Source organism: Arthrobacter sp. AG258 (assembly GCF_004364695.1).
In the GTDB taxonomy this organism is placed as follows: Bacteria; Actinomycetota; Actinomycetes; order Actinomycetales; family Micrococcaceae; genus Arthrobacter.
The window spans coordinates 367,342-379,750 of sequence record NZ_SOBI01000004.1 but is presented as its reverse complement, the minus strand read 5'-3'; the positions used below and the strand labels follow the sequence as shown (position 1 = coordinate 379,750).

At 67.4% G+C, this 12,409-nt stretch carries 8 protein-coding genes; 4 read left to right on the top strand and 4 right to left on the bottom strand.

What is annotated here, in order from left to right:
• The first annotated feature begins 162 nt into the window (after window positions 1-162).
• From DFO47_RS10950 to ppsA, 4 genes are all read left to right on the top strand, one after another.
• Window positions 163-2,148, top strand: coding sequence for a heavy metal translocating P-type ATPase (locus DFO47_RS10950; protein ID WP_133831633.1), 1,986 nt, complete (start codon window positions 163-165; stop codon window positions 2,146-2,148).
• Between the two features lie 45 nt (window positions 2,149-2,193).
• The gene (locus DFO47_RS10945; RefSeq protein ID WP_018761504.1) at window positions 2,194-2,655 is read left to right on the top strand and encodes a universal stress protein; all 462 of its coding nucleotides are present in this window, start codon (window positions 2,194-2,196) and stop codon (window positions 2,653-2,655) included.
• Complete coding sequence (locus tag DFO47_RS10940) at window positions 2,652-5,225, top strand: cation-transporting P-type ATPase (protein ID WP_133831632.1); 2,574 nt, start codon at window positions 2,652-2,654, stop codon at window positions 5,223-5,225. Before DFO47_RS10945 ends, DFO47_RS10940 begins: the two co-directional genes overlap by 4 nt.
• Window positions 5,226-5,302: 77 nt before the next feature.
• Window positions 5,303-7,720 (top strand): phosphoenolpyruvate synthase, encoded by a 2,418-nt coding sequence (ppsA, locus tag DFO47_RS10935; RefSeq protein ID WP_133831631.1) that lies wholly within the window; start codon window positions 5,303-5,305, stop codon window positions 7,718-7,720.
• A 69-nt stretch (window positions 7,721-7,789) separates the two neighbouring features.
• On the opposite strand, the gene DFO47_RS10930 is transcribed toward ppsA, so the two are convergent.
• The 4 genes from DFO47_RS10930 to DFO47_RS10915 all read right to left on the bottom strand — a co-directional run bounded on the left by DFO47_RS10930 (window position 7,790) and on the right by DFO47_RS10915 (window position 12,171).
• On the bottom strand, window positions 7,790-8,212 hold the full coding sequence (locus tag DFO47_RS10930) for an Hsp20/alpha crystallin family protein (RefSeq protein ID WP_133831630.1): 423 nt from the start codon (window positions 8,210-8,212) through the stop codon (window positions 7,790-7,792).
• Between the two features lie 104 nt (window positions 8,213-8,316).
• A complete protein-coding gene (locus tag DFO47_RS10925) occupies window positions 8,317-10,749 on the bottom strand; it encodes an HAD-IC family P-type ATPase (RefSeq protein ID WP_133831629.1) in 2,433 nt (810 codons plus the stop codon).
• Window positions 10,750-10,774: 25 nt separating this feature from the next.
• The gene (locus tag DFO47_RS10920; protein ID WP_133831628.1) at window positions 10,775-11,641 is read right to left on the bottom strand and encodes a universal stress protein; all 867 of its coding nucleotides are present in this window, start codon (window positions 11,639-11,641) and stop codon (window positions 10,775-10,777) included.
• A gap of 74 nt (window positions 11,642-11,715) precedes the next feature.
• Window positions 11,716-12,171 carry a pyridoxamine 5'-phosphate oxidase family protein gene (locus tag DFO47_RS10915; RefSeq protein ID WP_133831627.1) on the bottom strand — a complete coding sequence of 152 codons (456 nt, stop codon included), beginning with the start codon at window positions 12,169-12,171 and terminating at the stop codon, window positions 11,716-11,718.
• Window positions 12,172-12,409: the final 238 nt, after the last annotated feature.

Below are 12,409 nucleotides of genomic sequence, written 5' to 3'. Positions count from 1 at the left end.
CATTGCCGCGAGGCCGGTTACATGACAGGGCCAAAGGTCACACCGCCACAAGGAGCGACGAGCCCGGTGCCGGGTCCAAATGCCCTACCCCAGGCAGTGCCGGACCGGTACGTTCGGCTCTATGCGTGAACACCATCGGTACACAGCTTTGAAGTGTCCTGAATGAGGAAGCCGGCCGCCCCGCCCACGGCGTCGGGCGGGCGCCTCGATGGAGTTGCCCCCGAAGGGCCCGCAAAGTTCCCCGCGGAGAAGGCGTGGCGTTTCACCAAGCAGTATCCCGTCGTCGCGCTGACGTGCCTGGTGCTGGCGGCCACGCTGGTGCTGATGCAATCCGGCCTGGAACTGCAGGTCCGGATCCTGGCCTCTGCCTATGCCGCTGTGATCGTGGTACTGCGTTCCGCCGGGATGGTCCGCGCCCTGCGGGAAGGGCGCTGGGGGATCGACCTCCTGGCGCTCATGGCGATCGGCAGCACCGTGGCAGTGGGCGAATACCTGGCCGCCCTGGTGGTCATCCTCATGCTGACCGGCGGGGAAGCGCTCGAAAACTTCGCCCAGGGACGTGCCGCCCGGGAGCTGCGGTCCCTGCTGGACCGGGCACCCCGCTTCGCGCACCGCGAGCGAGCCGGCACCGTGCTCGAAGATATCCCGATCGGCGAGGTGGTGCCGGGGGACGTGCTGATGGTACGCCCCTCCGAGCTGGTGCCGGTGGACGGCACGCTGCTGTCTGAAACGGCCAGCCTTGACGAATCTTCGCTGACGGGCGAGAGCCTTCCCGTGGAACACGCACGGGGGCAGGTGCTGCTCAGCGGATCGGTGAACGGTGTGGCAGCAATCCGCATGCGGGCATCGGCCACCGCGGCCGACTCCCAGTACAGCCGCATCATCGCCCTGGTAGAGGAAGCATCAAACAGCCGGGCCCCGGTGGTGAGGCTCGCTGACCGGTACGCCGTCCCCTTCACCCTCCTGGCACTGGCCATGGCCGCCACGGCCTGGATCCTGTCAGGTGAAGCGCTCCGCTTTGCACAGGTCCTGGTGGTGGCTACGCCCTGCCCGCTCCTGATCGCGGCGCCGGTGGCTTTCCTGGCCGGCACCAGCCAGGCCGCGCACAAGGGCATCATCATCAAGAACACCCGGACCCTCGAGCAACTTGCGAAGGCGCAGACAGCGGTTTTCGACAAGACCGGAACCCTCACCTCCGGGCGTCCCGTCCTTGTCGAGGTCCGGGTGGCCCCGGGCAAGGGCGGGTCCCTGGGCAGCCACCGGATCCTGCAGCTGGCTGCCTCGGCTGAACAATACTCCTCGCACGTCCTGGCAGGCTCGGTGATCGAGGCGGCACAGTTGGCCAACCTGGAGCTCCTGCCGGTACAGCAGGCGGCCGAAACTGCCACGCACGGGGTGGAAGCTGTCTGCGGCGGCCGGCGCGTGGTGGTGGGCAAAGCAGCTTTGGTCAGCAATGTCTCGACCGGGTTCCGTGAAACACCGGTCCACAGCGGCCAGCTGGCCATCCACGTGGCCGTGGACGGCGAGTACGCCGGTGCGCTGGTCATGAAGGATCCGTTACGCCGCAACGCCGTGGATACCCTGGCACAGTTGAACTCCCTGGGAGTGCGGAACACCATGCTGCTGACCGGGGACGCCCAAGCCACCGCGGCGCACATTGCCGAGGAAGCGGGAATCGGCCGCGTGCAGGCGGAATGCCTGCCGGAGGACAAAGTCAACACCGTGGCCGCCATCCGGGAACGCCCGGTCATCATGGTGGGCGACGGCGTCAACGACGCGCCCGTCCTGGCCGCCGCCGAGGTAGGAATAGCCATGGGCGCCAAAGGCGCAACGGCCGCCAGCGAATCGGCCGACGTGGTAATCATGCTCGATGACCTGTCCAAGGTGGCCCAGGCCGTCGCCATCGGCAAACGGACGGTAGCCGTGGCCCTGGTGAGCATCTGGACCGGGATAGGGCTCAGCCTGGTCCTGATGGCCATCGCCATGACTGGGTACATTCCCGCCGTCGCCGGTGCCCTCCTGCAGGAGCTGGTGGACCTGGCCACCATCCTGAACGGCCTGCGCGCCCTCCACGGTGCCGACCCGACGCGGATGGCAGGCTCCAGGCGCCCTTCGCCTGCTGCCGGCGTTGTCCGCCCGTCAGCATGACTTTCGGCCCTTCCGCCCAAATGCACCAGCGGCCAACGTGGTGGTATGAACGCAGAAACAGTGGCCAAGCCCGTCATCGTTGGCGTGGACGGTTCCGAATATTCCTCCGCCGCCCTGCGGTATGCCGGCAAGCTGGCCGCCCGCCTGGGGACCCGCCTTGAGGTCATCACATGCGTCGGGATGCCCGACTACCTGGTGACCTCACGCCTCGAGGGGGCAGACCGGCAGTTCACCGCGAGGCTGGAGGACGCCGCCGAACGGCTCGTGGAGGACGCCCTGGGCCGGGCCTTCCCGGGCGAGCGGCCGGCGAACGTCGATGTGGACGTCAAATTCGGGCCACCGGCGAAGGTGCTGGTGGACGAAAGCCGCCGGGCGCAGATGCTGGTGGTGGGCAGGCATGGAGAGGGCGGCCTCCTTAAGCAGTCCATGGGGTCCGTCACCAAGGCGTGCGCAGCGCACTCCGCCTGCCCGGTGCTCCTGGTGGGCCAGGAGGCGGACGCTGTGTGAGGACCGCGGAGGGCCTGACATCTGCAAGGGCCGCGCAACTCCTGGAACAGGCCGGCCCCAACCAGCTGCCCACTGAAAAACCCGTCCCGCAATGGCGGAAGCTCTGGGCCGAGATGACGCACTTCTTCGCCCTCATGCTCTGGTGTGCCGCCGGGTTGGCCTTCATTGCCGACATGCCCCAGCTGGCGGTGGCGATCGTCGTCGTCGTGATCGTCAACGGCGTGTTTGCCCACATCCAGCAAGAACGCGCCCAGCACGCCGCAGCCAAGCTGCGCGCCCTGCTGCCGGCCGACGTCATGGTCCGCCGGGACGGGAAGGTGCAGACCGTCCACGCCAGCGCACTGGTGGTGGGCGACGTGGTCCTGCTCGCTGCCGGAGACCGGCTCCCCGCCGACATGGCCCTCATGCTGGCCTCGGCATGCGCGGTGGATGAATCGATGCTGACCGGCGAAAGCGAATCGGTCTCCAAAGCGGCGGGAGACCGGGTCTGGGGCGGCACCTTCATGGTCAACGGTTACGGGGAAGCGACCGTCACGGCGACCGGCGCCAACACCAGGCTGGCCGGAATCGCCGACCTCACCAGCAAAGCGGTTTCGCCCCCCACACCACTGTCCCTGGAACTGCGCCGGATCGTCCGGGTCACCGCGGCGATGGCGCTGGGAATCGCCGCCGTCTTCTTCATGGCCTCGTTGCTGGTGGGTTTCCAATGGCGCGATTCGTTCCTCTTCGCCATTGGCGTTGCCGTGGCGCTGGTACCGGAGGGGCTCCTTCCCACCGTGACTCTCTCCCTTGCCATGGGCGCACAGCGGATGGCTGCACGCAACGGACTGGTGCGCAACCTCGAAGCAGTCGAAACGCTCGGGTCCACAACATTCATCTGCACCGACAAAACCGGGACCCTGACCCAGAACCGGATGAACGCCGTCGAAGTCTTCACCGCCGACGGATCCGTCCACGTGACCGGCGACGGGTATGGCCCCGACGCCGACGTGCAGGGACACGGAATGGACAAGGCGGCCGCCGCCGCACTCGCAGCACGGGCGGCGTCGCAGGGCCGGGCCGAGCTGCACGGCGGGCAGTGGCGCGCGCAAGGAGATCCGATGGAAGCAGCCCTGGACGTCCTGGCCCGCAGGCTGACTGGAACCGGACCCGGGGCAGCCCCTGCGCGGCGGTTGCCTTTTGACCCGGTGCGGCGCCGGGAATCTGCCCTTGTGGGAGCGGACCTGTTCTGCAAGGGCGCCCCCGAAACTGTGCTCCCGGTGTGCGGCGCGGTGCCGCCGCACGTCAAGGAACATGTTGAAGTGATGGCATCACGTGGCTTGCGCGTCATCGCCGTCGCGCGGCGGAGACTCGGGGGAGTGCCGGCAACATGGCAGACCGGCACGCCGGCCGACCTCGAAACCGGGCTGGAATTCCTCGGCCTGATTGGCCTCCAGGATCCGCCTCGCCCCGATGTGGGCGACGTGATTGGGATTGCGCGCCGGGCCGGCCTGAAGATCGCCATGATTACCGGTGACCATCCGGGGACCGCGGCAGCGATTGCCCGCCAAATCGGTCTGACGGGATCACCCGAATGTGTCCTTGAAGGTTCGGACCTTCCCGCGGACGACCAGGTTCTGGGGGCCCTTTTGGACCGGGACGGGGTAGTAGTCAGCAGGGTATCGCCCGAGCAGAAGCTCCGCGTCGCCAGGGCCCTGCAGGCCCGTGGGCATGTGGTGGCCATGACCGGCGACGGCGTCAACGACGGCCCTGCCCTCCGCGAAGCCGATATCGGCGTGGCCATGGGGCTCAGCGGGACCGACGTGGCGCGGGAGGCATCGGACCTGGTGCTCCTTGACGACCACTTCGGCACCATCGTCGCAGCCATCGAGCAGGGCCGTGCCACCTACGCCAACATCCACCGCTTCCTCACCTACCACCTCACTGACAATGTGGCGGAACTGACCCCCTTCGTCATTTGGGCACTTTCCGGCGGGCAGTTTCCGCTGGCGTTGGGGGTGCTCCAGATCCTTGCCCTGGATATTGGCACCGACCTGCTGCCGGCCCTGGCGCTTGGGGCGGAGGCGCCGGGCAAACGTGTCCTGTCCCGTCCGCCCGAACGCCGGCACCTCATGGACAGGCGGCTGATCATCAGGGTTTTCTGCATCCTGGGGCCGGTGGAGGCCACGACGGAAATGGCGGTGTTCGCCGCTGTCCTCGCGGCCGGCGGCTGGACCCGGGGGCAACCACCGGCTCCCGGCCTCCTGGCGGCCGCATCCGGCGCCGCCTTCATGGCGGTGGTCTTGGGGCAGCTCGCCAACGCCTTCGCGTGCCGGAGCGCCACCGTGCCGCCGTGGAAGCTGGGATGGGGGACCAACAGGCTGCTGGTGTGGGCCGTGCTGGCTGAACTGGCCATCCTGGCAGCATGCCTCTACGTGCCCTATCTTGCGGCAGTGCTGGGCCAGGCCCCGCCTACCCCCATGGGCATGGCCCTCGCCCTCCTCGCCGCCCCCGCCGTCCTGGCAGCCGACTGGATCCACAAAACTGTCCGGAACCGCCTGCGGCCGGCCCAGGGGTCCGCTGTTGCGTAAGTACTGATGCCGCTGAGGGGGCGGCACCGGGACCAAAGACTCTGCCTGCCCTGCCCGGCGGCCGCCAGAATCGAGCCATGAGTGCCCCCGCAGAAGCCGTCCTGGCCAACGTCAATGTCACCTGGATCGAAGACACCGGGCTCGCGGACATACCTTCGGTTGGCGGCAAGAACGCATCCCTGGGTGAGCTGAGCCGGTCCCTTCAATCCTCGGGAGTGCGGGTTCCCGAAGCATTCGCCACGACTGCCGCCGCCTACCGGACCTTCCTGGCAGCCAACGGCCTGGAACCGGGGATCCGGCAGCACATGGATGACCACCGCGCCGGCCGGGCAACGCTGCGCCAGGCGGGCGCAGCCATCCGGGAACTGTTCCTGCAAGCGAGTTTTCCCGACGCCATCGCCGCAGACATCCAGGAACACTACCGTGACCTGTGCAGCCGGACGGGGCAGGCCCAGGTGCCCGTGGCCGTGCGCAGCAGCGCCACGGCAGAGGACCTGCCCGATGCCAGTTTCGCCGGGCAGCAGGAGACCTTCCTGAACGTGGCGGGCGAGCGCGGCGTCCTTGATGCCTGCAGGCGCTGCTACGCATCGTTGTTCACCGACCGCGCCATCAGCTACCGGGAGATGAAGGGCTATGACCACCTGGACGTCGCCCTTTCCGTGGGGGTCCAAAGAATGGTCCGGTCCGACGTCGGCGCTTCCGGGGTGATGTTCTCGATTGACACCGAATCAGGCTTTCCCGACGTTGTGGTGATCAGCGCCGCCTGGGGGCTGGGGGAGACCGTGGTCCAGGGCACCATCAACCCGGACAAATACCAGGTGTTCAAGCCGCTGCTGGCCGACCCGCGGTTCAGTCCCGTCATCGAACGGGCCGTGGGCGCCAAGGAGCGCAAGATGGTGTACAGCCAGGGCGGTGATGCACGGACCCGGACCGTTGACACCAGCGAACGCGAGCGGCGCTCGCTGGTGCTGAGCGACCCGGAAATTGTCCTCCTGGCCCGGTGGGCCGCCGCCGTCGAACAGCATTACGGGCGGCCGATGGACATGGAGTGGGCAAAGGACGGCCTGACCGGTGACCTTTTCATGGTGCAGGCGCGGCCGGAAACTGTCCAGGCGCGCAGAAGCGCCTCCACCTTCCGGACCTACCACCTCCTGCACCCCGGCCCGGTCCTGGCAACCGGGGCGGCGATTGGCGATGCCATCGCCAAGGGCGCGGCGTGCGTGATCCGCGATGCGAAGGACATCGAGTCTTTCGTTGACGGTTCCGTGCTGGTCACCCGGATGACCGACCCCGACTGGGTGCCGGTCATGAAGCGCGCCGCCGGCATCGTCACCGATCACGGCGGGACCACGAGCCATGCCGCGATCGTCAGCCGTGAGCTTGGCGTGCCGGCCGTCGTCGGAACGCGCAACGCAACGGAGATACTGTCCGACGGCGCCCCGGTCACCTTGTCCTGCGCGGAAGGGGAGGAGGGGCGCGTCTATGAAGGACTGTTGGAGTACTCAGTGGAGGATGTGGACATGGCGGGTCTTCCCGCCACCCGAACGGATGTGATGGTCAACATCGCCAGCCCGGCCGCGGCGTTCAAATGGTGGCGGCTGCCTGCAGCCGGGGTGGGACTGGCCCGGATGGAGTTCATCATCAACAGCCTGATCCGCGTCCACCCCATGGCCTTGGTCCATCCGGAAAAAGTGACCGATCCGCAGGAAGCAGACCTCATCAGGCGGCTCACCAGCGGCTACGACGACCCGCAGGAGTACTTCGTGGACGTGCTGGCGACGGGAATCGCCAAGATCGCCGCTCCCTTACATCCGAAACCGGTGATCGTCCGGCTCAGCGACTTCAAGAGCAACGAATACAGCCACCTGGTGGGCGGCAGGTTCTTCGAACGTCCGGAGGAGAACCCCATGATTGGCTTCCGCGGCGCCTCCCGCTACTACAGCAACCACTACAGGGAAGGGTTCGCCCTGGAGTGCAGGGCCCTCAAACGGGTCCGGGAGCAGGCAGGATTCCGCAATGTCATCGTCATGGTCCCCTTCTGCCGCACAGTCGGCGAAGCGGACCAGGTCATCGAGGCGATGGCGGAGCACGGCCTGGTCCGTGGCGCTGACGGCCTGCAGCTCTACATGATGTGCGAGATCCCATCCAACGTGGTCCTGGCCGAGGAATTCGCCAAGCGCTTTGACGGCTTCTCCATCGGGTCCAACGACCTTACCCAGCTGGTCCTGGGAGTGGACCGCGACTCCGAGGAGCTTGCCGGCCTCTTCGATGAACGCGACCCCGCCGTGACGGCGCTCATTGCCGAGGCCATCCGCAAAGCCCACGCGGCCGGCATCAAGATCGGAATCTGCGGGCAGGGGCCCAGCAACCATCCGGACCTTGCCGAATTCCTGGTCGGCCAGGGCATCGACTCCGTTTCGTTGAACCCGGACACCTACGTCAAAACAGTTCCGGTCATCGCCGCAGCTGAAGCTGCGGCGGGCAAGGCGTCCTAAGCCAGCTGGACATAAAAAGTGCCTGGTCCCCGCGGGGGCAAGGCACCGGCGTCGTCCGCCCGGCGCTGCTCAGCCCCTGGTGATAGGGATCTTCGACGCGCTGGCTTCGACCGCCTGGTCAGGCATCGGGGCGCGGACCTCCAGGACGCCGTCCTTGTAGGCGGCGGTGACGTCCGCCTGTTGGACGCCACCGGGAAGCGGAATACGCCGGACGAAGGACCCGTACCGGAACTCGGAGCGGTAACTGCCTTTGTCCTTGTGTTCCTTCTTTTCCTCCCGCTGCGCCTTGATGGACAGCACGCCGTCGGAAACGGTGACGTCAACATCCTGTTCGGGGTCGATGCCGGGCAGCTCAGCCCGTACTACGAGGGTATTGCCGTCCACCATCTCCTCCACCCGGATGGCGGAAGTTCCCACGTCACCTTCGAAAAGCCGTTCGATGACGTCCAAGGGTGAGCGCCGTGAATCGAACCATTTCATCAGGTCAGTCATTACTGCCTCCTGCTCAAGTGGAAGCCGGACCATCGGATCGCCCGGCATTTCCACCATCCCCTCTTGGCAGGACAGCAGCCAGAGTCCAAGGTCCCAGCGCCGGTTCACCCGGCACGGGCGCGCCTGTGCCGGGTAAACCGGCCCACCCCTTCGATGGCCGCGCAGCCTGCCAGGCCAACCCCGACCGCGAGGGCCAGCAGGCCCGGGGGAGGCCAATCCACCCGGAAGAAATGCCGGGTCAGGGGCACACTGAACAGGAGGACCAGGCCCGCGTACATACCGGCCAGGATCAGGACCTTGGTGCCGTTGAGCGGCCGCGACGCCATCACCAGGATCCACGCAGCCAACAGACCCAAGGTTACGGTGGCTGCGGACTGCGCGTTCTCCCGGGTGTGCCCGCCGAAGCCTGTGGCGAGTGCACTGACGGCCAAAACGCACACGGCGGTGCAGAATCCCGCCGGCACGGCAAAGGCCAGGGAACGGCGGAGGAACCCGGGGGCATAGCGCTCGCCGCCCGGCTGCAGGGCCAGGAAGAAGGCCGGCAGGCCGATGGTCAAGCCGTCGAGTGCGGACAACTGCCGTGGCAGGAACGGAAAGGCCAGCAGCAGGATGCCGCACACCACGGAGATGACCGTGGCGTAGACGGTCTTGCTGAGGAATACCAAGGAAACCCGCTCGATATTGCTGATCGCCCGGCGCCCCTCATCCACCACCGCGGGCAGCCTTTCGAAGCGGCCGTCAAGGAGAACCAGCCGGGCCACCGCCTTGGTGGCCGGCGAGGCCGAGTCCATGGCGATGCCCAGGTCCGCCTCTTTCAGTGCCAGGACGTCGTTTACGCCGTCTCCGGTCATGGCCACCGTGTGCCCGCGCCGCTTCAGGGCCCTGACCAGATCCCGCTTTTGGGACGGCGTGACGCTGCCAAAGAGGCTCTGCGCGTCCACTATGTCCTCCAGTTGGGCCGGATCCCCGGGAAGGAGGCGTGCGTCGTACGCGGCCCCGTTGCCGAAGCCAACTCCCCGTGCCAGGGCCGCCACCGTCCGGGGGTCGTCGCCGGAGATGATCTTCACGGTGACGCCTTGCCGTCGGAAGTAGTCCAGTGTCGCGGCGGCGTCCGCCCGGATTCTTTCGCGGAAAGTTATCAGCAGCACCGGCTCCAGTGTCGTGGGGAGACCCGTCTCGCCCGCGTCCGGCGGCAGGATGTCCGGAAGGTAGGCCAAGGCCAGCGTCCGAAGGCCGGTGGAGGCCAGGGCGGCGGCCTCCCCGTGTGCCGCCGCGCAACCAGGGGAGCCTCCGAGGACGGCGTCCGGCGCGCCGAGGATCCACGTGCCGGCCGCGCCGGATTCCGGCCCCACAGTGACAGAACTCCATTTCCGGGCGGACGAGAAGGGGATGGCGGACCGTTCCGCCAGCGGCGGGGCCGCGGGAAAAGCCGCACCAATGGCCGCTGCAGTGCTGCCGCCTTCCGATTGGGCCCCGAACCACTCCAGCACCGGCTGCCAGCGTGCTGCCCGGAAGGCCCCCTGAGCGTGGACGGCGTCGAACACCATGGAGCCTGAGGACAGCGTGCCCGTCTTGTCGAGGCACAGGACATCCACCCTCGCCAGCACTTCCACGGCCGCCAGCTCCTGGATCAGGACCTTTTGGCGTGCCAGCCGGAGGCCTCCAACGGCGAATGCCACGCTGGTCATCAGCAGCAGGCCGAGGGGGATCATCGCCATGATCCCGGCCACTGCCCCCACCACGGCGGGGATCCACCGCCCCGAGCCGAAGGCACCCGTCCACCCGCCCCGGTCCTGCATCTGCGCGTTTACCAGCAGCAACGCAGTGGGCAGCAGCAACCATGTGATGACGACGAAGACCTTCCCCAGGCCCCTGCGGATCTCCGACGTGACCAGCGAGAACCGGCGTGCCTCCGCCGCGAGGCGGTACGCGAACGTATCCGGCCCCACCCTGAGCACGGTGGCCCGGCCGCTGCCCGCCAGGATCAGCGACCCGGAGAGCAGCACGGCGCCGCCCATCTTGGGAACCGGCTCGGATTCGCCGGTCAACAAGGATTCGTCCACCTCCAGTGAGGCTCCGCCCAGCAGCAGGAGGTCAGCCGTGACCTGGTCGCCGCCGGCCAGGACAACGGTGTCGTCGGGGACCAGCCCCGCCGACGGGATCCGTTCCCGTGCGCCGTTTCTTATCACCGTGTTCGTCGCCGCCTGCGTGATGGCCAACCGGTCGAGCGAACGCTTGGCCCGGTACTCCTGGACTATCCCGATCAACGAGTTGCTGATGGCCGACAACCCAAAGAGGGCGTCACGCCACTGGCCCAGGACGAACAGCAGGATGAAACAGCCGCCCACAACGGCGTTGAAAAGCGTCAACACGTTCGCCTGGACGATCGCCCTGACCGTTCGGCTGGTGGCCGTGGGCACGCTGTTGATCCGGCCGGCAGCGGTCCGCTCCTGGACTTCACCGGTGGTCAGCCCCTCACGGGCACGGCGGCCCTCCACATCGAGGGCGGAGGCCCCGGCTTTCCCGGCGGCCGGCATGGCATGCTCCACCAAGCGGGCGCGCTCAATCGCCGTGCTGCGGTACGTGCATCCGCGTGATGATGGTGGGGCATGGCGGCTGTGCCAGCACCGCGTGCACCGTGGAGCCCAGCAACAGCCGCTCGAAGCCGCCCTTGCCGCGGCTGCCCAGCACCAGCAGGCGCGCCCCGGAGGCGGCCCGGACCAGGGCAGCCGTGGGCTCCACGACGGTTTCCATCACCGTGTGCACGGTGAGGTCAGGGTAGTCCTGCCGCAGGCCTGCCTCCGTTTCGCCCAGGACAATCTGCTCCTCCTCGAGCACATGGGTGGCAAAACTGCTTGAGGGCAGTCCCGCCGCGATCCAACGGTTGGGCCCGGTGAACGCGTAGAGGACCGTCAGCTCCTCGCCCAGCATGTCGGCCTCGGCGGCAGCGTAGGCCACCGCCTGCGTTGACTCCTCGGAACCGTCCACCCCCACGAACACGCCGCGGCCGTCCTCTTGCCCCCCGCCGATGACCGCAACCGGACATTCGGCCGTTGCAGCAGCCTGGAGGGCACGGTCTGTCAGTGCGCCACGTGAGTGGCCGCTGGTACCCAGGACAAGCATTGCGGCCTCTTTCGAGTATGCGCCCAGCGCCGAGCCCACCCCTCCTTCGAGGAGTTTCAGCGAAAGGCTCAGCCCCGGGTAGGCGGCACTGACCTTCTCGCCGGCCTCCTTGAGCAGGCCCAGGCCTGATTCACGCAACACCTCGAAGTAGGGCAGTACTTCGGAGGCCATCCACCGGTCATCGACCACGGTGACGACGGCGAGGGGAGCCTTGAGCCTGTCGGCCCGTGCGGCGGCCCACATCAGGGCGGCGTCGGACGCCGGTGTGTTGGTGATGCCGACGGCGATTGGCTTGGCAGGTGCCATGGGGGCCATCCTTTGGAGTGTTGTGGCGTTGGATGGGGCGAGGTCGAAAGTCGGGTTCCTGGCCGCTGCGATCTTCAGTCCGCTGCCGGCTCCCGGGGCGGCCACCAGTGCGTAGGTGCCGCGATGACGAACCTCCGGCCGCTGATGTCGTGGGGCGTAACCCGGATCAGGGTGTTCTTCTGGCCCGGTTGCCACGGTGAGAGTCCGGCATCCATGGCGTCCTGGGTCTCCTCGGCATCGGAAACCACTGTGGCGTGCCCCTTGAGGATGACACTCCACGCGATGGTTCCGTACTGGTTCATGCCGTCCGCCTCAACAGCCACGGCCTTGCCGTCGAAGGAGGAGAGTTTTGTTGCCCCACCCGTCCGCATCAGCAGGGTTCCGTTGGTGGTGACAAAGTTCATGGGAAAGTTCTCGACCGAGTTGCCGTCCGTGAACGCGATCCTGCAAACGGATGTGGAATGAAGGAGTTTCCAACAATCGTGGACACCGAGTTCCTTGATTTCCGGATCTGCCCCTGCTGTGTTCATGGCCGTAGCCTAGGTCCGCGATCATTCGGCCGGTAGGGGAGAAGGTCCCGCCGGTACAGGGGGCTGGCGGCGGTGAGCCGGACTCAGCGTCAACGGCAGGGACTGCCTGCGGTTGACGCGGCCCCTAGACTACTGCCAGAGGATGTCTTCGAACACTTGATTCGCGCTACGGGCCTGCTGCCTTGCGGGCTTTTGCCGCCGGAGGTGGGACGTGAGCACTGAGCAGCCGTGGCGCTCC

Excerpts from the sequence above, each read along its gene's own strand:
- DFO47_RS10950 (WP_133831633.1), top strand. The coding sequence starts at position 163 with ATGAGGAAGCCGGCCGCCCCGCCCACGGCGTCGGGCGGGCGCCTCGAT.
- DFO47_RS10945 (WP_018761504.1), top strand. The coding sequence starts at position 2,194 with ATGAACGCAGAAACAGTGGCCAAGCCCGTCATCGTTGGCGTGGACGGT.
- ppsA (WP_133831631.1), top strand. The coding sequence starts at position 5,303 with ATGAGTGCCCCCGCAGAAGCCGTCCTGGCCAACGTCAATGTCACCTGG.
- DFO47_RS10930 (WP_133831630.1), bottom strand. The coding sequence starts at position 8,212 with ATGACTGACCTGATGAAATGGTTCGATTCACGGCGCTCACCCTTGGAC.
- DFO47_RS10925 (WP_133831629.1), bottom strand. The coding sequence starts at position 10,749 with ATGCCGGCCGCCGGGAAAGCCGGGGCCTCCGCCCTCGATGTGGAGGGC.
- DFO47_RS10920 (WP_133831628.1), bottom strand. The coding sequence starts at position 11,641 with ATGGCACCTGCCAAGCCAATCGCCGTCGGCATCACCAACACACCGGCG.
- DFO47_RS10915 (WP_133831627.1), bottom strand. The coding sequence starts at position 12,171 with ATGAACACAGCAGGGGCAGATCCGGAAATCAAGGAACTCGGTGTCCAC.